Annotated in this window: 16 protein-coding genes; 5 read left to right on the top strand and 11 right to left on the bottom strand. The window is 59.9% G+C overall.

Annotated elements, in window-relative coordinates:
• Positions 1-136: 136 nt before the first annotated feature.
• On the top strand, positions 137-676 hold the full coding sequence (citX, locus tag AC3EMD_RS23385) for a citrate lyase holo-[acyl-carrier protein] synthase (RefSeq protein WP_008807466.1): 540 nt from the start codon (positions 137-139) through the stop codon (positions 674-676).
• 42 nt (positions 677-718) lie between these two features.
• On the opposite strand, the gene rluA is transcribed toward citX, so the two are convergent.
• The 6 genes from rluA to araB form a co-directional block, all read right to left on the bottom strand.
• A complete protein-coding gene (rluA, locus tag AC3EMD_RS23380; protein ID WP_008807465.1) occupies positions 719-1,378 on the bottom strand; it encodes a bifunctional tRNA pseudouridine(32) synthase/23S rRNA pseudouridine(746) synthase RluA in 660 nt (219 codons plus the stop codon).
• A gap of 12 nt (positions 1,379-1,390) precedes the next feature.
• Complete coding sequence (gene rapA / locus AC3EMD_RS23375) at positions 1,391-4,297, bottom strand: RNA polymerase-associated protein RapA (RefSeq protein ID WP_008807464.1); 2,907 nt, start codon at positions 4,295-4,297, stop codon at positions 1,391-1,393.
• Between the two features lie 186 nt (positions 4,298-4,483).
• The gene (polB, locus tag AC3EMD_RS23370; protein WP_172870677.1) at positions 4,484-6,841 is read right to left on the bottom strand and encodes a DNA polymerase II; all 2,358 of its coding nucleotides are present in this window, start codon (positions 6,839-6,841) and stop codon (positions 4,484-4,486) included.
• Between the two features lie 104 nt (positions 6,842-6,945).
• Positions 6,946-7,641, bottom strand: a complete 696-nt coding sequence (gene araD, locus AC3EMD_RS23365; protein ID WP_012968949.1) for an L-ribulose-5-phosphate 4-epimerase — start codon at positions 7,639-7,641, stop codon at positions 6,946-6,948.
• A 137-nt stretch (positions 7,642-7,778) separates the two neighbouring features.
• The gene (gene araA / locus AC3EMD_RS23360) at positions 7,779-9,281 is read right to left on the bottom strand and encodes an L-arabinose isomerase (protein ID WP_008807461.1); all 1,503 of its coding nucleotides are present in this window, start codon (positions 9,279-9,281) and stop codon (positions 7,779-7,781) included.
• Positions 9,282-9,291: 10 nt separating this feature from the next.
• On the bottom strand, positions 9,292-11,001 hold the full coding sequence (gene araB, locus AC3EMD_RS23355) for a ribulokinase (RefSeq protein WP_032732501.1): 1,710 nt from the start codon (positions 10,999-11,001) through the stop codon (positions 9,292-9,294).
• A 336-nt stretch (positions 11,002-11,337) separates the two neighbouring features.
• On the opposite strand from araB, the gene araC reads away from it, so the two are divergent.
• Positions 11,338-12,183 carry an arabinose operon transcriptional regulator AraC gene (gene araC / locus AC3EMD_RS23350; protein ID WP_004204301.1) on the top strand — a complete coding sequence of 282 codons (846 nt, stop codon included), beginning with the start codon at positions 11,338-11,340 and terminating at the stop codon, positions 12,181-12,183.
• Between the two features lie 128 nt (positions 12,184-12,311).
• A complete protein-coding gene (locus AC3EMD_RS23345) occupies positions 12,312-13,079 on the top strand; it encodes a DedA family protein (RefSeq protein ID WP_008807458.1) in 768 nt (255 codons plus the stop codon).
• Here the strand turns inward: AC3EMD_RS23345 and thiQ are convergent.
• The 4 genes from thiQ to sgrR all read right to left on the bottom strand — a co-directional run bounded on the left by thiQ (position 13,066) and on the right by sgrR (position 18,265).
• Positions 13,066-13,767 (bottom strand): thiamine ABC transporter ATP-binding protein ThiQ, encoded by a 702-nt coding sequence (gene thiQ / locus AC3EMD_RS23340; protein ID WP_023322058.1) that lies wholly within the window; start codon positions 13,765-13,767, stop codon positions 13,066-13,068. The two genes, AC3EMD_RS23345 and thiQ, sit on opposite strands and share 14 nt — an antisense overlap.
• A complete protein-coding gene (gene thiP / locus AC3EMD_RS23335) occupies positions 13,751-15,361 on the bottom strand; it encodes a thiamine/thiamine pyrophosphate ABC transporter permease ThiP (protein WP_039102840.1) in 1,611 nt (536 codons plus the stop codon). The genes thiQ and thiP overlap by 17 nt, the downstream gene beginning before the upstream one ends.
• Positions 15,337-16,320, bottom strand: a complete 984-nt coding sequence (gene thiB, locus AC3EMD_RS23330) for a thiamine ABC transporter substrate binding subunit (protein ID WP_016160289.1) — start codon at positions 16,318-16,320, stop codon at positions 15,337-15,339. The genes thiP and thiB overlap by 25 nt, the downstream gene beginning before the upstream one ends.
• 289 nt (positions 16,321-16,609) lie before the next feature.
• Positions 16,610-18,265, bottom strand: coding sequence for an HTH-type transcriptional regulator SgrR (gene sgrR / locus AC3EMD_RS23325; protein WP_008807454.1), 1,656 nt, complete (start codon positions 18,263-18,265; stop codon positions 16,610-16,612).
• Between the two features lie 87 nt (positions 18,266-18,352).
• On the opposite strand from sgrR, the gene sgrT reads away from it, so the two are divergent.
• Both sgrT and AC3EMD_RS23315 read left to right on the top strand, forming a co-directional pair.
• Positions 18,353-18,505, top strand: a complete 153-nt coding sequence (gene sgrT / locus AC3EMD_RS23320) for a glucose uptake inhibitor SgrT (RefSeq protein WP_012542866.1) — start codon at positions 18,353-18,355, stop codon at positions 18,503-18,505.
• Between the two features lie 271 nt (positions 18,506-18,776).
• Entirely contained in the window at positions 18,777-19,961 is a 1,185-nt protein-coding gene (locus tag AC3EMD_RS23315) for a sugar efflux transporter (RefSeq protein WP_008807453.1), read from the top strand.
• Between the two features lie 44 nt (positions 19,962-20,005).
• Here AC3EMD_RS23315 and AC3EMD_RS23310 read toward each other — a convergent pair whose 3' ends face one another.
• Positions 20,006-21,316, bottom strand: a complete 1,311-nt coding sequence (locus AC3EMD_RS23310) for an MFS transporter (RefSeq protein ID WP_232556236.1) — start codon at positions 21,314-21,316, stop codon at positions 20,006-20,008.
• Positions 21,317-21,443: the final 127 nt, after the last annotated feature.

Here is a 21,443-nt window from a genome sequence, read left to right as displayed (position 1 = left end):
GAACGCAGAAAATATCTGCGTTCTGTATCCTAAATGCTCCGCATTTAGCGTTACAATCAGCGCGCGATCGGCTATCGCATCCATCATCATGACAGCCCAGGCGCTGTCGCATTTATCATATGTAGGAGAGGAATTAATGTCAGTGGATACTCCCGCCCAGGCGGGCGTCAGCATCGATGCATTGCTGGCGGCGAAAGAGCAGCGTGCAGCCCGCCAGGCTGACTGGCTGGCCCATTATCAGCAGCCTGTTATTTCCCTGACCCTGGTGACCCCGGGGGCGGTGAAAGACAGCATTCGCTATCGCAACATGATGGGCGTTGCCCTCCAGGCCTGCGACCAGCTGCTGTGGAAGCACCGCTGGCAAGCGCTGGATCGTCAGGTGCTGTGGTTGCCGACCGGGCCCGAAGCGCTGTGGTGCGTGGCGCACCCGGCCAGCGAAATCAAAGCGATGTGCAGCACGCTGGAGCAGAGCCATCCGCTGGGACGCCTGTGGGATATCGATGTGATCTGTCCACAGAACGGGCAGGTGGGACGTCAGTCGCTGGGTGAGTCGCAGCGCCGCTGTCTGCTGTGTGATGAGCCGGCGCACGCCTGCGCGCGCAGCCGTCGCCACGACACCGATCTCGTCGTGGCGCGCGTTGAGCAGATGATTGATGCGTGGTTTGCCCGCGACTAACGGGTCAGTATTCCCCGGCGGCAAGGCGCTACCGGGGACATCCTAAAAGTCGACCGGCGCGCGAAAGGTCATCGCGTTGCCGTAGGCAGGGTGGGTGATGGTGAGCGTCTCGGCGTGCAGCAGCAGACGCGGGGCCATCGCCAGCGCCTCCGGCGTGGCGTAAAAGCGGTCGCCAAGGATCGGATGCCCCAGCGCCAGCATATGCACGCGCAGCTGATGCGAGCGCCCGGTAATCGGCTTCAGGCGCACGCGGGCGGTGTTGTCCTCCGCGTACTCCAGCACCTCATACTCGGTTTGCGCCGCTTTGCCGGTTTCGTAGCACACCTTCTGCTTTGGCCGGTTCGGCCAGTCGCAAATCAGCGGTAAATCCACCAGACCTTCCGCCGGCTGCGGATGGCCCCAGACGCGGGCGACGTACTGTTTTTTCGGCTCGCGCTCGCGGAACTGACGTTTCAGCTCACGCTCTGCGGCCTTATTCAGCGCCACCACAATCACGCCGCTGGTGGCCATATCAAGGCGATGCACCGATTCGGCCTGCGGGAAGTCGCGCTGAATGCGCGTCATCACGCTGTCTTTATGCTCCTCAAGACGACCGGGTACGGACAACAAGCCGCTCGGCTTGTTGACCACCATGATGTGCTCATCCTGATACAGGATCACCAGCCAGGGATCCTGCGGCGGATTGTAGTTTTCCATCGCCATGTTCGCGTTCCGTTACTGGTGGGTGACGACGATCAGACGCAGCGCGTCCAGACGCCATCCGGCCTGCGCCAGCGCATCCATCACCTGCTGACGGTTGCTTTCGATCGCCGCCAGTTCGTCGTCACGGATGTTCGGGTTCACCGCCTTCAGCGCTTCCAGACGCGACAGCTCCGCCGTCAGCTTTTCATCGGCTTCGTTACGCGCTGCGTCGATCAGCCCCTGCGCCGCTTTGGCGATCTGCGCTTCGCCCTGTTGCAGAATGGCGTGAACGTCCTGCTGCACCGCGTTGACCAGTTTGCTGCCGGTGTGGCGGTTGACCGCGCTCAGCTGGCGGTTGAAGCTTTCAAATTCCACCTGGCCGGCGAGGTTGTTGCCGTTTTTATCCAGCAGCAGGCGAACCGGGGTCGCCGGCAGGAAGCGGTTAAGCTGCAGCTGCTTCGGCGCCTGCGCTTCGACGACGTAGATCAGCTCCAGCAGCAGGGTGCCGACCGGCAGCGCCTTATTCTTCAGCAGGGAAATGGTGCTGCTGCCGGTATCGCCGGAGAGGATCAGATCCAGACCGTTGCGGATCAGCGGATGTTCCCAGGTGATGAACTGCGCATCTTCACGCGACAGCGCCACGTCACGCTCGAAGGTGATGGTGCAGCCGTCTTCCGGCAGGCCCGGGAAATCCGGGACCAGCATATGGTCGGACGGGGTGAGGACGATCAGGTTTTCACCGCGGTCGTCCTGGTTGATGCCGACGATATCGAACAGGTTCATCGAGAAGGCGATCAGACTGGTGTCGTCATCCTGCTCTTCGATGCTTTCCGCCAGCGCCTGCGCTTTCTCACCGCCGTTGGAGTGGATCTCCAGCAGACGGTCGCGGCCCTGCTCCAGCTGCGCCTTCAGGGCGTCATGCTGTTGGCGGCAGGATTTGATCAGATCGTCAAAGCCATCGGTGGATTCTGGCGCCGCAAGATAGTTGATCAGTTCATCATGGACGCTGTCGTAGACGGTGCGGCCGGTCGGGCAGGTATGTTCGAAGGCATCGAGCCCTTCGTGATACCAGCGCACCAGCACCGACTGCGCGGTCTTTTCCAGGTATGGAACGTGGATCTGGATATCGTGTGCCTGACCGATACGGTCGAGACGGCCGATACGCTGCTCCAGCAGATCCGGGTTAAATGGCAGGTCGAACATCACCAGGTTGCTGGCGAACTGGAAGTTACGTCCTTCGGAGCCGATTTCGGAGCACAGCAACACCTGCGCGCCGGTGTCTTCTTCGGCAAACCACGCCGCGGCGCGGTCGCGTTCGATAATCGACATCCCTTCATGGAACACCGCGGCGCGGATGCCTTCGCGCTCGCGCAGCACCTGCTCCAGCTGTAGCGCGGTGGCGGCTTTGGCGCAAATCACCAGGACCTTCTGCGAGCGATGGCTGGTCAGGTAGCCCATCAGCCACTCGACGCGCGGGTCGAAGTTCCACCAGGTGCCGGTATCGCCTTCAAATTCCTGATAGATCTGCTCCGGATAGAGCATGTCGCGCGCGCGCTCTTCCGCGGTTTTGCGGGCGCCCATGATGCCAGAGACCTTGATGGCCGTCTGGTACTGGGTCGGCAGCGGCAGACGAATGGTGTGCAGCTCGCGTTTCGGGAAGCCTTTCACGCCGTTACGGGTGTTCCGGAACAGCACGCGGCTGGTGCCATGGCGGTCCATCAGCATCGAGACCAACTCCTGGCGCGCGGCCTGAGCGTCTTCGCGATCGCTGTTGGCAGCCTGCAGCAGCGGCTCGATATCCTGCTCGCCGATCAGATCGCCAAGGGTATTGAGTTCGCTATCGCTCAGCGTGTTGCCCGCCAGCAGCAGGGCGACGGCATCGGCGACCGGGCGGTAGTTTTGTTGTTCTTCAACAAACTGGGCAAAATCGTGGAAGCGGTTTGGATCCAGCAGACGCAGGCGCGCAAAGTGGCTCTCCATCCCCAACTGTTCCGGCGTCGCGGTCAGCAGCAGGATGCCCGGCACGCGCTCGGCCAGCTGTTCAATGGCCTGATATTCACGGCTCGGCGCCTCTTCGCTCCACACCAGGTGGTGCGCTTCGTCGACCACCATCAGGTCCCATTCGGCGTCGCACAGATGCTCCAGGCGCTGTTTGCTGCGGCGCACGAAGTCTAAAGAGCAGATCACCAGCTGTTCGGTTTCGAACGGGTTGTAGGCATCGTGCTGCGCTTCGGCGTAACGTTCGTCGTCGAACAGCGAGAAACGCAGGTTGAAACGGCGCAGCATTTCCACCAGCCACTGGTGCTGGAGGGTTTCCGGGACCACAATCAGCACGCGCTCGGCGGCGCCGGAGAGCAGCTGCTGGTGGAGGATCATCCCGGCTTCAATGGTTTTACCTAAGCCCACTTCATCGGCCAGCAGGACGCGCGGCGCGTGACGACGGCCCACGTCATGGGCGATGTTCAGCTGATGCGGGATCAGGCTGGTGCGCTGGCCGCGCAGGCCGCTCCACGGCATGCGGTACTGCTCGCTCTGGAACTTACGCGCACGGTAGCGCAGGGCAAAGCGGTCCATACGGTCAATTTGACCGGCAAACAGGCGGTCCTGCGGCTTGCTGAACACCAGTTTGCTGTCGAGCAGCACTTCACGCAGAGTCACGTTCGCTTCCTGGGTGTCCAGGCGAGTACCGGTGTAGGACAGCAGCCCGTTCTCTTCATTCACTTTGTCAACGTGGAGCTGCCAGCCTTCATGGCTGGTAATGGTGTCGCCCGGGTTAAACATCACGCGGGTGATCGGGGAATCGTTGCGAGAGTACAGACGGTTTTCGCCGATGGCGGGGAAAAGGAGAGTGACCATGCGCGCATCCAGCGCTACCACCGTCCCTAATCCTAGTTCGCTCTCTGTGTCGCTAATCCAGCGTTGACCAAGTGTAAAAGGCATATGTGTTCGGCTCTTTGTTCTTTAATTGCAGGCAATAGTTGATCATCTCCATGAATAATCGGAGATGCGTCAAAATTGGGGCCAGGAATGGAAAGGGCGCTATATTACTGGATGGAGGAACGTTCGTCACCTCCTCCGCACCCTTCATTTTTCGGCTTTTGTGCCTGCGGAATGAGTGAGAAAAAATTAAAATAGCCCCAGCTGTCCTGTCACTATTGTAGCAAAGTCATCGTTGACGAAGGGCAGGATCCCTTCCGCCACCGGCTGCAACTGCTTTGTTAAATAGTGATCGTAATCGAGCGGCGACTGCTGGTAATCCACCGGCTCCGGGCCGCTGGTGGTCCAGACGTATTTGATGGTGCCGCGCTGCTGATACTGCTGCGCCCGCCCAAGCTTCACGTTGTGTTCATCCGCCAGCCTCGCGGCGCGCACGTGCGGCGGCACGTTACGTTGATACTCGGCCAGCGGTCGGCGCAGGCGCTTGCGATAAACCAGCTGCTTGTCGAGTTCGCCATTCATCAGCCTGGCGATAGTCTCCCGCACATAATCCTGATACGGCTGGTTGCGGAAGATGCGCAGGTATAACTCCTGTTGAAACTGCTGGGCTAGCGGCGTCCAGTCGGTGCGTACCGTCTCCAGCCCCTTGAACACCATGCGCTGGGCATCGCCCTCCTGAATCATCCCGGCATAGCGCTTCTTGCTGCCGGTATCGGCGCCGCGGATCGTCGGCATTAAAAAGCGGCAGAAGTGGGTTTCATACTCCAGCTCCAGGGCGCTGGTCAGCTGGCTTTTACCAAGCTCCTGCGCCCACCAGGCATTGACGTCGCTGACCAGCTCGCGGCCGATCTCCGCTGCCTGTGCTTCGCTGTGCGGGCGTTTCAGCCAGACGAAGGTGGAATCGGTATCGCCGTAGATAACGTCGTAGCCTTTGGCTTCAATTAGCGCTTTGGTCTGGCGCATGATCGCGTGACCGCGCATGGTAATCGACGAGGCGAGACGCGGGTCGAAGAAGCGGCAGGCGCTGGTGCCCAGCACGCCGTAGAAGGCGTTCATGATAATCTTCAGCGCCTGGGAGAGCGGCTTATTATGCTGGCGTTTGGCTTCATCGCGGCCGTGCCAGATCTGGCTGACAATGCCGGGCAGGCAGTGTTTGTCGCGCGAAAAGCGGGCGCCAAGGAAGCCCTCGATGCTGTGCTGATCATCGGGCTGCGCCAGGCCTTCCACCAGGCCGACCGGATCGATTAGAAAGGTACGAATAATCGACGGATACAGGCTTTTATAGTCCAGCACCAGCACCGAGTCATACAGACCGGGGCGGGAGTCCATCACGTAGCCGCCGGGGCTGGCCTGCGGGGGGACGTCGCCGAGGTTCGGCGCCACGTAGCCCAGGCGGTGCATGCGTGGGAAATAGAGATGGCTGAAGGCGGCCACCGATCCGCCGTGGCGATCGGCGGGCAGACCGTTAACCGTCGCCCGTTCGAGCAGAAACGGCATGATCTCCGTTTTGTGGAAGATCCGCGTGACCAGCTCGCAATCCTGCAGGTTATAGATCGCCAGCGCCGGTTTGTCTTCATGGAAGCGGCGATCGATCTCGTCCATCCGATCCCACGGGTTGTCAATGGCTTTACCTTCACCCAGCAGTTCGCGGGCCACGGCCTCCAGTGAAAAGGAGGAGAAGTTCCAGAACGCGGATTTTAGCGCGTCGATGCCGTCGATAATTAGCCGCCCGTTGGCCTGGGCGAAAAAGACGCCGTTCTTAAAACCGTGCTCACGCCACTCCAGCTCGCTGTTGCCGCGGCCGAGACGCAGCGGGATACGGTAGCGCTCGGCGTGCTTTTGCAGGACCCGCAGATCGAACTGCACCACGTTCCAGCCGATCAGCACGTCAGGGTCGTGTTCGGCAAACCAGGCGTTGAGCTTTTCCAGCAGCAGGGGACGGCTGACGATGAAGACCAGCTCGAAGTCGACGTCTGGCGGCGTTTCCGGTTCGGGGCCCAGCATGTAGACCACCCGCTGGCCGCAGCCTTCCAGACCGATGCAGTACAGCTCGCCGTGGCGGCTGGTTTCGATATCCAGCGACACCCATTTCAGCGGCGGGCGATAGTCAGGGTTCGGTTTCATGCGCGCGTTGACCAGCTGTGAGCCGCGCGTTTCGCCTTCCACCCACACCGGGGCGGTAATAAAGCGCTCCATCAGGTAGCGCTCCGGCGGACGGATATCACCCTCGTAGACGGTGACGCCGCTGTCGCGGAGCATCTTCTCCAGACGCATCAATTGACGATGGGCGCGACAGTAAAGGCCGACAACCGGCTGACGGTGGAAATCTCTCAGGGCCAGCGGAGCGAAGCGGAAGCCTTTCTCCCCCTGCAGCAGCCGTTCAGCCTGCGCCTGCTGCGCTTCGGGGATAAAGGCAACGGACTCCTGCGGCGGGAGTGTGACCTGCAGCGGGCCGTCGTCGGTGGCCAGCCAGAAGGAGAGCTCGCTGCCCTGCGGGGTGTCCCGCCAGTGACGGGTGAGTAGAAAACCTGCTCGTGGCTGGGTCACGGGTATTCTCGCCGATAAAAAACCAGGCTTGATTATAGCCTGGTTTCATGATGGATGCTGGGGTTTTATACAGGTATTCGGCGCTAAGGTGGCGAGCAGGGTGATTATTGGCCGTAGTAGGCTTTGGCCCCGTGCTTACGCAGATAGTGCTTATCGAGCAGCGTCTGCTGCATATCCGGCAGCTGCGGCGCCAGCTGGCGGCAGAAGATACCCATATAGGCGATCTCTTCCAGCACGATGGCGTTATGCACCGCGTCTTCGGCATTCTTACCCCAGGCAAACGGGCCGTGGGAATGCACCAGCACGCCGGGCATCTGCGCCGGGTCGATTCCCTGCTGACGGAAAGTTTCGACAATCACGTTGCCGGTTTCCCACTCATATTCGCCGTTGATCTCCGCATCGGTCATCAACCGGGTGCAGGGAACCGGGCCATAGAAATAGTCAGCGTGGGTGGTTCCGGTCGCTGGAATGGATTGCCCGGCCTGCGCCCAGATGGTGGCGTGGCGCGAATGGGTATGCACAATACCGCCCAGCGTCGGGAAGGCCTGATACAGCAGGCGATGAGTAGGGGTATCCGACGAGGGCTTCTTGTTGCCTTCCACCACCTCGCCAGTCTCCAGACTGACCACCACCATATCGTCGGCGGTCATCACGCGGTAATCCACGCCGGAGGGTTTGATAACCAGAACGCCCTGGTCGCGGTCGACGGCGCTGACGTTGCCCCAGGTTAAGGTCACCAGATTATGCTGCGGCAGCGCTAAGTTGGCTTCCAGAACCTGGCGTTTAAGATCTTCTAACATAGTGTGCTCCGAATAGCAGGCGAGTCGGGTATCCCTCACCCCGACCCTCTCCCGGCGGGAGAGGGAGAAAGGCGGCATGGCGCCCTGTCGGTATCCTCTCCCCAACGGGGAGAGGGAAAGGGTGAGGGGACGGCCTCTTAGCGTTTTGAACCGTAATACACTTCATTCCAGCGCAGCGCGTCCTTGAAGGACGGCAGACGGGTATCGTTGTCGATGACCGTCAGCTCGATATTGTGCAGCTCGGCGAACTGGCGCATATCGTCGAGGTTCAGCGCATGGCTGAAGACGGTATGGTGCGCGCCACCGGCGATGATCCAGGCTTCCGAAGCGGTACGCAGATCCGGCTGCGCTTTCCACAGGGCGTTGGCCACCGGCAGCTTCGGCAGATCGTGCGGCGTCGGGACGGTTTCAATGGTGTTGACCAGCAGACGGAAGCGATCTCCCAGATCGATCAGGCTGGCGACAATCGCCGGGCCGGTCTGGGTATTGAAGATCAAACGCGCCGGATCCGCTTTGCCGCCGATACCCAGCGGCTGGACGTCGAGGATCGGTTTCTCAGCGGTAGCGATCGTCGGGCACACTTCCAGCATATGCGAACCGAGCACCAGGTCGTTGCCGTTGTCGAAGTGGTAGGTGTAATCCTCCATAAAGGAGGTGCCGCCCTGCAGACCGGTTGACATCACCTTCATGATGCGAAGCAGAGCGGCGGTTTTCCAGTCGCCTTCACCGGCAAAGCCGTAGCCCTGCTGCATCAGGCGCTGCACGGCGAGACCCGGAAGCTGTTTCAGGCCGTGGAGATCTTCAAAGGTGGTGGTAAAGGCGTGGAACCCGCCCTGCTCGAGAAAGCGTTTCATCCCCAGCTCAATGCGCGCGGCGTCCAGCACGTTCTGGCGCTTCTCGCCGTGAACCTGCGCTGCCGGGGTCAGACGGTAGCTGCTTTCATATTCATCGACCAGCGCGCTGATATCGCCGTCGCTGATGCTGTTGACCACCTGCACCAGATCGCCGACCGCCCAGGTGTTCACTGAGAAGCCAAACTTGATCTGCGCCGCGACTTTATCGCCGTCGGTCACTGCCACTTCGCGCATGTTATCGCCGAAACGGCACACTTTCAGATGGCGAGTATCCTGTTTGGAGACCGCCTGGCGCATCCAGCCGCCGATGCGCTGGTGGGCTTCTTTATCCTGCCAGTGGCCGGTGACCACGCTGTGTTGCTGGCGCATACGGGCGCCGATGAAACCGAACTCGCGGCCGCCGTGCGCGGTCTGGTTCAGGTTCATAAAGTCCATATCGATGCTGTCCCACGGCAGCGCGGCATTGTATTGCGTATGGAACTGCAGCAGCGGCTTGTTGAGGATGGTCAGGCCGTTGATCCACATTTTTGCCGGCGAGAAGGTATGCAACCAGACCACTAACCCGGCGCATTTGTCATCGTAGTTGGCGTCGCGGCAGATATGGGTGATCTCGTCCGGAGTGGTGCCCAGCGGCTTAAGGACCAGTTTGCACGGCAGTTTGGCTTCCGCATTCAGGCTGTTCACCACATGTTCGGCATGCTTCGTCACCTGGCGCAGGGCTTCCGGGCCGTACAGATGTTGGCTGCCAATAACGAACCATACTTCATAGTTATCAAAAATCGTCATTTTCGTATCCTTAATGGGTGAGCGCTGCCTGAGATTGCGGGGCTTTTTCCGCCTTTGCAGCCGAAGGGAGATAGTGTTGTTCAGCGCTGACCGACCACTGCTGGTAGCGCTGATAGAGTTGTTCGAAACGTTGCGCCTGCGCCGGGCGTGGCTGCAGGGTGGTTTCCACCTGGCTTGCCATCCGCTGCTGGGCGGCGGGAATATCGTCATAGACGCCGGCGGCGACGGCGGCGAAGATAGCCGCCCCCAGCGCACAGCACTGATCGGAGGCGACAATCTGCAGCGGGCGGTTCAGCACATCGCAGCAGGCCTGCATGATGACCTGGTTTTTCCGTGCGATACCGCCGAGGGCCATCACGTTGTTAACCGGGATCCCCTGCTCGGTGAAGCACTCCATAATGGCGCGGGCGCCAAAGGCGGTGGCGGCGATGAGGCCACCGAACAGCGCCGGCGCGTCGGTCGCCAGGTTAAGATCGGTGATCACCCCTTTCAGACGCTGGTTGGCATTCGGCGTGCGGCGGCCGTTGAACCAGTCGAGCACCACCGGCAGGTGATCGAGGGACGGATTATTGGCCCAGGCTTCGGTGAGCGCCGGCAGTAACTGTTTTTGGCTGGCTTTGATTTGCTCGCGCAACGCCGGCTGCTGCTGAGCCAGTTGTTCCAGCGGCCAGCCGAGAATGCGGCCAAACCAGGCGTAAATATCGCCGAAGGCGGACTGGCCTGCCTCCATGCCGATAAAGTGCGGAACCACGCTGCCGTCAACCTGCCCGCAGATGCCTTTTACCGTGCGCTCGCCGACGCTCTCTTTATCGGCAATCAGGATGTCGCAGGTGGAGGTGCCGATGACTTTCACCAGCGCGTTAGGTTGCGCCCCGGCGCCAACGGCGCCCATATGGCAGTCGAAGGCGCCGCCGGAGATGGCCACGGTCTGCGACAGACCCAGACGCTGGGCCCACTCTGCGCTCAGCGTGCCGACCGGCACATCGGCCGTCCAGGTATCGGTGAACAGCGGCCAGGCCAGATGCTGGTTAATGATGGGATCAAGCTCATCGAAGAAGCTGGCCGGCGGCAGACCGCCCCAGCTTTCGTGCCACAGCGATTTATGTCCGGCGCTGCAGCGGCCGCGGCGCAGATCCTGCGGACGGGTGGTGCCGGAGAGCAGGGCGGGTACCCAGTCGCAAAGCTCTACCCACGAGGCGGCAGCCAGGGCGACGGCGCTATCTTCGCGGGTGACGTGAAGGATTTTGGCCCAGAACCATTCGCTGGAGTAGATACCGCCGATATAGCGCGAGTAATCCTCTTTGCCCGGCTGGTGACACAGGCGGGTGATCGCCTCGGCTTCCTCGACCGCGGTGTGATCCTTCCACAGGACAAACATGGCGTTAGGGTTGTCAGCGAATTCTTCGCGCAGCGCCAGCACGTTGCCCTCGGCATCAACGGGAGCCGGGGTTGAGCCGGTGCTGTCGACGCCAATGCCCACGACGTCGGCGCGCTGTTCGGCGCTCAGCGAAGCGAGCACGCTTTTCAGCGCCGCTTCCATGGACTCGATGTAATCTCGCGGGTGGTGGCGGAACCGGTTGTTAGCCCCATCGCAATACTGTCCTTCCCGCCAGCGCGGATACCACTCTACGCTTGCCGCCAGCTCTGCGCCGGACGCGCATTCCACCGCCAGGGCGCGGACTGAGTCACTACCAAAGTCGAGGCCAATCGCAATTGCCATCTTGTTACTCCATGCAGAAATCATTCATGCAGCAACAGTAGATATCCCCGGCAAAATCCGTCAGGCCGGATTCGCTAATCTTATGGATTATTTTGCTGTCACCTCGCAAAGTGTGACGCCGTGCAAATATTCGATGTGGACTTTCCTGCCGTATTTATAGACACTTTTGTTACCCGGTATATCACGGTGGAATGCACGCTGCTGGCGCTTTTTCGCTTACCGTGCGGCTTTTTAGCGAAATTCCCACCGCCGTCGCAGTCGCGACAGGGCCGAGAGCGATAAAATGATGAATATGGACAATTGGTGTCACTAATACCTTCGGGGAGAACCACGCGTATGGCCGAAACGCAAAACGATCCGCTGCTGCCGGGCTACTCTTTTAACGCTCATCTGGTCACCGGCCTCACGCCGATTGAGGCGCAGGGATACCTGGATTTCTTTATCGACCGCCCGCTGGGCATGAAAGGCTATATTCTCAACCTGACGATCCGCGGCGAGGGTGTTATCAACAACCACGGCGAACAGTTCGTCTGCCGGCCGGGTGATATGTTGCTGTTCCCGCCAGGGGAAATCCATCACTACGGCCGCCATCCCGACGCCAGCGAGTGGTATCACCAGTGGGTCTACTTCCGGCCACGCGCCTACTGGCACGAGTGGCTCAACTGGCCGACGATCTTCGCCCAGACCGGCTTTTTCCGTCCGGATGAACAGTGGCAGGCGCGCTTTGGCGAACTGTTCGGCCAGATCGTCGATGCCGGGCAGGGGGCGGGGCGCTATTCCGAACTGCTGGCGATAAATCTGCTGGAACAGCTGCTGCTGCGGCGCATGGAGGCGATCAACGAATCGCTGCATCCGCCGCTGGATAACCGGGTGCGCGACGCCTGCCAGTACATCAGCGACCATCTGGCGGACAGCCATTTTGATATTGCCAGCGTCGCCCAGCACGTCTGCCTGTCGCCCTCGCGTCTGTCGCACCTGTTCCGCCAGCAGTTGGGGATCAGCGTGCTCGGCTGGCGGGAAGATCAGCGCATCAGCCAGGCCAAACTGCTGCTGAGCACGACACGGATGCCGATCGCCACCGTCGGGCGCAACGTTGGCTTTGAAGATCAGCTCTATTTTTCGCGCGTATTTAAAAAATGCACCGGCGCCAGCCCGAGCGAATTCCGTGCAGGATGTGAATAAAAAGTAAAGAAAGTGAAATGATGACCCGCTTAAATATCACAGCCAGTAAACTATTAAGACAATTGGTGGCTTGACGAGGGCGCGATGGCTCCGGAGAATCCGGGCTTCGTTTTTTAACCGGGTACATTATGCAAGCATTGCTGGAACACTTTATCACCCAATCCACGGTCTACTCGTTGTTAGCCGTGATGCTGGTGGCCTTTCTCGAGTCGCTGGCGCTGGTGGGGCTTATCTTACCCGGAACGGTGATGATGGCCGGCCTTGGGGCGCTTATCGGCAGCGGTGAGGTTAACTTCTGGCAGGCGTGGCTGGCGGGGATTGTCGGCTGTCTGCTGGGCGACTGGATCTCATTCTGGCTCGGCTGGCGCTTTAAAAAGCCGCTGCACCGCTGGTCGTTTATGAAGAAAAACCGTGCCCTGTTGGAGAAGACCGAGCATGCGTTGCATCAGCACAGCATGATCACCATTCTGATCGGCCGCTTTGTTGGGCCGACGCGACCGCTGGTGCCGATGGTCGCCGGGATGCTCGATCTGCCGGTGGCGAAGTTTGTGCTACCGAATATTATCGGCTGCCTGCTCTGGCCGCCGCTCTATTTCCTGCCCGGCATTCTCGCCGGGGCGGCGATTGATATTCCGGCCGATGAAAACAGCGCCAGCTTTAAATGGCTGCTGTTGGGGGCGGCGCTGCTGGCCTGGCTGGCAGGGTGGCTGTGCTGGCGGCTGTGGCGGAGCGCGAAAACCTCAGGCGATCGCCTGACCCGCTGGCTGCCGCGCGGCCGACTACTGTGGCTGTCACCGCTGATGGTGGTGGTCGCCGCGACGGCGCTGACTCTGGTCTGCCGCCATCCGCTGATGCCGGTCTATCTGGCGATCCTGCACAAGGTTATTGCGCGCTGATGCCCATCAGATGTGAGGCGCTGCTGTTGCCGCTTAACAGCTCGGCGGTGGCGCCATCCCAGACAATCCGCCCTTCGGCGACCACTATCGAGCGCGGCGCGATGCGCGCGGCATCTTCCACGCTGTGGGAGACCATCAGCAGAGTGAGCTGCTGCTGCTCGCAGACATCGGCGACCAGGGACAGCATTTCCTGACGCAGCGCCGGGTCAAGCGCTGAGAAGGGTTCATCCAGTAACAGCACCGGCTGCTGGCGCACCAGACAGCGGGCCAGCGCCGCGCGCTGCCGCTGACCGCCGGAAAGCTCGCCCGGCAGGCGTTCCAGCAGCGCATCAATTCCCATCTGTCCGGCCATTGCCGCCACCTGCGCCTGCTGCTCGCGGCTCAGTTTCAGGCCCGGGTGGATCCCGAGGCTGATATTCTGCCGAACCGTGAGATGGTTAAACAGGTTATTCTCCTGGAACAGCATCGAGACCGGACGCTGCGCCGGCGGCGTCGCGTTATGCGCCTCGCCATTGATCCGCAGGCTGCCGCTGGCGGGCGGTAGAAAACCGGCGATCAGATTCAGCAGGGTGCTCTTTCCGGCGCCGCTGGGGCCGAGCACCGCGATGCGCTCGCCGCGCGCGACGTCAAGGGTAAAACGCATCGGCAGATGCTGGTACAGCCAGGTCACATCATTGAGTTTTAGCATCACGCCCCGGAAGTTTTTCAATCAGCGTAAATAATAAGAAACAGAGCAGCAGCAGGAGCAGGGCGGTGACGGCGCCGTCCTGGCTGCGGTAGGCGCCTATCTGCTGGTAGAGATAGAAAGGCAGGGTGCGGAACGCCTCGTTGCCGAACAGGGCCACCACGCCGAAGTCACCAATCGACAGCACGCAGGCAAAGGCGAGCGCCTGGGCCAGCGGGCGCCGGAGGGCGCGAAGCTCAACCACCCGCAGCCGCGTGAAGCCTTCAATACCCAGCGACTGGCACAGCATACTGTAGCGAGCGGTCACGTCGCGCATCGGGTTTTCCAGCACTTTAAGCGCGTAGGGGATCGCCATCAGGGCATTGGTGAAGATGACGATGCCGTCGGCGGACTCCGGCAGTCCGACGCTGTTACTGAGCAGCAGAAAAAAGCCAGTGGCCAGCACAATCCCCGGCATGGCAAGGATTAACATGCCGCTCAGCTCCATCGCCTGCCCGGCCAGCGGCCGCTGGCGGGCGCGCAGCTCCCGGCTGCTCCACAGCAGCATCATCGTCAGGGTTACGCTCAACAGCCCGGCGGCGATGGCGATGCGCAGAGAGGTACTCAATGCCTGCCAGAGCGCCGGCTGCGCCAGCACGTTCAGCATGTTGCGGTTGATCCCGTCGACGATGACCGCCAGCAGCGGCGGGAGCAGCAGCAGCAGGGCGGCGCCGATCAAGAGTCCGTCGCTCAGGCGGCTGTGCAGACGATCGTCAGGGTCGCGCCAGCCGCGGACATGGCTGACGCCGATAGCCACCGCTTTACTGAGGCGCTGGCTGAGCAGCACCAGCCCCAGGCAGCAAAGCATCTGGATCAACGCCAGCATTGCCGCGCGCGCCGGATCGTAGTCAAAGCTCAGCGCCTGGTAGATAGCCAGCTCAATTGTGGTGGCCTTCGGGCCGCCGCCCAGCGACAGCACGGTGGCGAAGCTGGCGAAGCAGAGCATAAAAATCAGCGCAGCGACGGCGGGAATGTGCCGGCGCATCCACGGCCATTCGACGAGGCGGAAGAAGGCATAACCGCGCATGCCAAGCTGGGCGGCAATTTGCCGCTGTTCACCAGGGATACTCTCCAGCGCCTGCAGCAGCAGGCGGGTGGCCATCGGCATATTGAAAAAGACGTGCGCCAGCAGGATGCCCTGCAGACCGTAGGGCGAGAAATCCCACTGCCAGCCGAGCGCGTGGAACAGCGCGGCGATCCACCCCTGGCGGCCATAGACGCTGAGGATGCCGAACACCGCCACCAGCACCGGCAGGATTAGGGTCATCGCGCACAGGCGCAGCAGCAGTGTGCGGCCCGGGAAGCGACGCCGGTAAAGGGCGCGGGCGAGAAAGATGGCCGGCACCACCGAGAACAGCGCTGACAGCGACGCCTGCCAGAAGGAGAAGCGCACCACGTGCCACAGGTAGCTATCGCTGAAGACCGATTGCCAGCCCGCGCCGGGGGCGCTAAACCACAGCGCCAGAAACGCCGCCAGCGCGACGGCGCAGAGCAGGGTGGCGGCAAAAAGGCCCGGCAATAGCCCGCGAAGGTTTAGCGGCTGACGGCGCGTTGCCATGCGCTAATCCAGGTCTGACGCTCGCTGGCGACCTGCTGCGGGGTAAACGCCAGGGTGGTCTGCGGCTTCACCAGGGTATCAAACCCGGCCGGCAGCGCGACCTGAGTCACCGGATACATCCAGTTCCCGGTGGGGATGGCGTTCTGGAAGCCAGGCGAGACCATAAATTTGAGGAACTTCTCCGCCAGTTCCGGCTGCTTGCTGGCGGCGGTACGCGCGGCAACTTCGACCTGCAGATAATGGCCTTCGGCGAAGCTCGCCGCCGCATAGTTGTCTTTCTTCTCTTCAATAATGTGGTAAGCCGGCGAGGTGGTGTAGCTTAAGACCAGGTCGCTTTCCCCTTTCAGGAACAGACCGTAGGCTTCACTCCAGCCCTTGGTGACGGTGACCGTTTTCGCCGCCAGCTTCTGCCAGGCCTCGGGCGCTTTATCGCCATAGACCTTTTGCATCCACAGCAGCAGGCCCAGCCCCGGGGTACTGGTGCGGGGATCTTCGTAGATGACGCGCCATTTCTGCGGGCTCTCAACCAGCTCTTTCAGGCTTTTCGGCGGGTTAGCCAGTTTATTTTTGTCATAGACGAAGGCGAAATAGCCGTAATCGTAGGGGACAAAGGTGTCATTATCCCATCCGCCTGGCACGCTGACCGCGCTGGCAGGTACGTGGCTTTTGGCGAACAGTTTACTCTGCGCCGCGGCTTCCAGCAGGTTGTTATCCAGGCCAAGCACGATGTCGGCCTTGCTGTTCTTGCCTTCCATGCGCAGGCGATTCAGTAGCGAAACGCCATCTTCCAGGGCGACGAACTTCAGTTCGCAGCCGCAGTCCGCTTCAAAGGCTTTTTTGACCGCCGGGCCGGGGCCCCAGTCGGCAGAGAAGGAGTCATAGGTATAGACGGTGAGGACAGGCTTAGCCAGAGCGGGCATGGCGACCAGCGCCAGCAGCGGGAGTAATTTTTTCAACACTTTGCACCTCAGAAAAAAGGGGTGGCAAAGGATTTTGAGTGAGCCTCAAATCCCTTCGCCGGCGTTATCCGGATCAGGTTCGACGGGTATTTTCTCAGCCCATACGCTTCATCCTTCAAGCCGCATCTGCGTTAGCTTCGCGCGTTCACCCCTGTCACATAGTTATCTATGCTCCAGGGGATTCACCCGCTTGCTGCCTTGATGCAACTTGAATGATATTGCGTATGTTTATTAGCACCCCGTTGAGAACGGCCTTAGTGTAATGATTTTGTCAGATGACGGAAAGCGCTTACGGCTCCGGCGGCGCAAACCACGCGGATTTAAAGTCGAACCAGCCGAGGGTGTTCATCCGTACGCCGCGCATACTGCGCTGCCCCTGAATCATCAGCCAGTGGTGGATCAGCGGCACGATATGTTGCCCGGCCAGCAGCCGCTGGCTCCAGGTGGCCGGATTAAACTCTCCCGCGCGCCAGCGGCAGGCGTCTGCCTGCCAGTCAATGGGGATGCAGCGCTGAATGAGCGGGACTTCGTACAGATAGGCGAAGAGTGAGAATTCGATCGGTAAAGTGAAGTTAACGCTGTTGAGCCAGATATCGCTGACCACCTCGCCGCGATGCCAGGCATCGTACTCCAGCTCCTGGATCTCCAGTTTTACCTGATGCGCTGCCAGCAGGTCGCGCATAATCCCGCCGATCACCCGATGTTCGACGTGATCGCGGTAATAGGTGAGGGTGACGGTCTCCAGCCCCGCCGGCTTCTCGCAGGCGTGGTTGCTGGCGTGATGCCAGCGCGGCAGCAGGCCGTAGGCGGGAAACCAGTTGCCCTGGTAGTGTTCGCCCGCATGGTAGAGCAGGTTGGCGGGCTGAAACAGATAGCTTAACCAGCGACGCACCGCGTCGTTGGCCCCCAGCGGGCTTCGCGAGTCGAACAGCAGGTAATAGCAGCCCTCTTCCAGGCGACTCTCCACCGCTTTTTCGCTTTCGGTATTGCCCTGCAGCGTCAGGCCGCCATTGGGCTCTTCACTAATTTCCGGCAGCACCCAGACGTTCACCTCATCGATCAGCGCCCGGTAGCCAAAATAGTCTTCAAAGGCATGGATCTTGAGCTGGTTCTGATTGTTACGCACCACGGCATAAGGGCCGGTGCCGACCGGCATGGAGGAAAAGTGGTTCATGGTCTGCCACTCCTGCGGCAGCACCATCGCCGGCACCTGACCCAGCAGCCAGGGCAGCCAGCGGTCGGGCTGGCGCAGATGAATATCCAGGGTCCAGGCGGTGGGCGATTCGATGCGTTCGATATGTGAATAGAGCGGCAGGGCATTGCTGCGCTGCAGAGAGGCGATCACATCCGCCATCTCCAGCTCACGGCCGTGGTGAAAATGGATGCCCGGGCGGAGGAAAAAGCGCCAGTGGGTGGGGGTCAGCTGCTGCCAATGGTGGGCAATATCGGCTTCCAGTTCCCCATTTTCCTCATTTACCCGCGTCAGGGCGCTGAAAATTTGCCGGGCAATATGCGTTTCCGAACGCCGCAGCGCACTGCCGGGCAGTAAATTCTTCATCGGACGGTAGTAGAGCACGCGCAGGATATGGCGTCCCTGGCGAAAGCTGCGGCCAAGATGAGAGATCAGCATCTGGCGGACGGCGGCCTTATCGCCGACCAGCTGCACCAGCTGATCGATGCGATCCTGCTCGAGGAGATCTTCGGCACGCTGCTGCTGCAGGGCGAGGCCGGTATAGAGAAAGGTTAGCCGCGAACGCTTGCCGCGGCCTGCCTCCGCCTCCCAGGCCAGCCAGCCGCGGGACTCCATCATATTGAGCAGGGTGCGCATATGGCGACGCGAGCAGCTCAGCATTTCCGCCAGCTCGTTGAGGGTGGTCTCCTGCGACTTGCCGTCGCAGCACTGCCATAAGCGGATGAACTGTTGTTGCAGACGGCTGGAAGACATAAAAGGGGAACTCCTGCGCAAAACTCAGCAATTTATTACTCCCCATATTAAGCCAATAATGAATCCCGATGAAGCGAGGAGGTGAATATGATGAGGTCTACCGCAAAATCGTTCTACCAGCGCTATTTTTCTGCGACGCAGGATGCGTCCTGGCTGGCCCGCCTGATGGCAGGACGACAACAGGAAATCCTGGGAGAACTGATGCAGTGGGGAGTGACGTCAAAGGCCTCTGATCATTGACTTGCAGACATCATGTGTGACTGAGTATTGGTGTTATACTCGTCGTTTTTCACGCTGCAGGGGCGTTGGCCGCGACCGCTCGTTTCGCTGTCGATGCGCTCAGGGTCTGACGTTCTGGCCACGCTCACCCTTTCAGGGCCAGCACAAGCGCTGTGCAAAACGGTTAACCGTTTTGTCCTGCAACATGGAACCCATAGAGTATAGAATCACCCGCCAGCAGAAATCCTCTGCTGGCTTTTTTCGTTTACTTCGCGTGTGTTAAGGACATTCCATGCTGTGGTTGATGACGATGGGACGACGGCTAAACGGCGTGTATGCCGCCTTTATGCTGGTTGCTTTTATGATGGGCGTGGCGGGCGCGTTGCAGGCGCCGACGTTGAGTTTGTTTCTCAGCCGCGAAGTAGGGGCGCAGCCGTTCTGGGTGGGCCTGTTCTACACGGTAAATGCCATTGCCGGGATCCTGGTGAGTCTGGCGTTGGCTAAGCGCTCTGATAGCCGCGGCGATCGGCGGCGGTTAATTATGCTCTGCTGCCTGATGGCGGTGGGCAATGCGCTGCTGTTTGCCTTCAACCGTCACTACCTGACGTTAATTACCTGCGGGGTGATGCTGGCGTCCATCGCCAATGCCGCCATGCCGCAGCTCTTCGCCCTGGCCCGGGAGTATGCCGACAGCTCGGCGCGGGAAGTGGTGATGTTCAGCTCGATCATGCGCGCCCAGCTGTCGCTGGCGTGGGTGATTGGCCCGCCTCTGGCCTTTATGCTGGCCCTCAATTATGGCTTTACCACCATGTTTTCCATTGCGGCGGGCATCTTTGTCATTAGCCTGGCGCTGATTGCCATTAAACTGCCCTCGGTCCCGCGGGTGGAGCAGCCTTCGGAAGAGGCGGCGGCGCTGGTGCAGGCCGGCGGCTGGCAGGATAAGAACGTGCGCATGCTGTTTATCGCCTCCACGCTGATGTGGACCTGCAACACGATGTATATCATTGATATGCCGCTGTGGATCAGTAACGATCTCGGTCTTCCCGACAGCCTTGCCGGGATCCTGATGGGCACCGCCGCCGGACTGGAAATACCGGCGATGATCCTCGCCGGCTACTACGTGAAGCGCTTTGGTAAACGTAAAATGATGGTGGCGGCGGTCGCGGCCGGTGTGCTGTTTTATGCCGGGTTGATTCTGTTTCATGGCCGTACGGCGCTGCTGGCCCTGCAGCTATTTAACGCGGTCTTTATCGGTATTATCGCCGGGATCGGTATGCTGTGGTTCCAGGATTTAATGCCGGGCCGGGCGGGGGCGGCGACCACCCTGTTCACCAACAGTATTTCCACCGGCGTGATCCTCGCCGGCGTGATGCAGGGGGCGCTGTCGCAAAGTTATGGCCACGCCAGCGTCTACTGGACAATCGCCGCGATTTCGCTGGTGACACTGTTTTTGACCAGCAGGGTGAAGGATATCTGACAATCTGCCTTGCCCCGGCGAGCCGCGTCGCCGGGGCAAGCTGACTACTCCAGGACGATACGCTTGATATCGCCGATGATAAAAATGTAGGCAATCACGCCGATCAGCGCCGTCAGGCCGACGTAGATCAGCGCGTAAAAGAAATTACCCGTTGCGGAGATAACCACACCAATTATCAGTGGCGCAATAATAGATGCCATATTGGCGCAAAAATTAAATATGCCGCCGGTGAGGCCTGCCATATTTTCCGGGGCAATATCAGAAATTAAGGTCCAGCCCAGACCGACCATCCCCTGGCCAAAAAATGCCACCGACATAATAATGATAACGGTGCTGTTAGCGCTTACCCAGTTCGCCGCAATAATACAGCTGGACAGTAGTAAACCGGAAATTATTGGTAACTTTCGACTGATGTTGACGGAGCCGGTTCGCTTCAGCAACCGGTCCGAGATCCAGCCGCCGAAGAGGATGCCGATCGCGGCGGCGAGGAAGGGCCAGGTGGCGAAAAATCCGACGTGAAGCCAGGGAAGATGGCGCTCGTTGGCAAGATAGCTGGGAAACCACGTCAGGAAAAACACCAGCGTGGTGTTCCCGGCGAACTGGCCCAGACTGGCGCCTACGATCTGACGACAGCCCAGCAGACGCCTGGCGTCACGCCAGTTAAATGGAACGTTCTGGATTTTATTGTTAATGTTGTTTGCGCCGATGTAATCCAATTCTGCTTTATTAGCCGTGCGTGATTCATGCGGTTCGTGATAAAAACGCCACCACACCAACGTAAATAAAATACCTAATCCGCCGGTGAGAAAAAACAGCGTTCTCCAGCCATGGTGTTCGAGGATTAAAAATAACAGCGGCGAGAAAGCGGCCAGCCCTATATATTCGCCAACTGTATATGTTGCCGTCGCCCGCGCGCGCTCATGCTGGGGAAACCAGGTGCTGACGATGCGGCTGTTGGCCGGAAAGCAGGGCGCTTCGCTGACGCCAAGCCCCAGGCGCAGGAGGAGCAGGGTTTTCAGCCCGAGGGTAAAACTTTGCAGCAGAGTAAACAGCGACCAGAAGAAAATAGACAGGGCATAGGTGAGCTTGTTACCAAAACGGTCTAAAAATACCCCGCCAGGGATCTGCGCCAGCGCATAGGTCCAGGCAAAGGCGGAGAAAATGATGCCCATCATCGCTGGATCGATATGAATTTCCTGGGTTAATTGTGGGGCGACAATACCCAGGATGGTGCGATCGAGATAATTGATCATCGTTCCGACGGACAACAGCAGTAAAATAACTATCCGAACGCGGCTTCTTTTTTTCGTCCCCGATGAGGAAGTGAGGACTTCCTGAGAGTTTGACATACTCATAGCGAGTTCCTTTAAAGTTTAAAATATTTTTGCATATATTCGCACATGCAAAAACATCTCCAGGAACTATAGATAGTATCTATGAATGGCAACGCTTTGTTGCACATTCATACGCTTCACAAAAGAA

This window comes from Klebsiella sp. PK18 (assembly GCF_057784655.1).
This window is presented reverse-complemented; position numbering and strand designations above follow the sequence as displayed.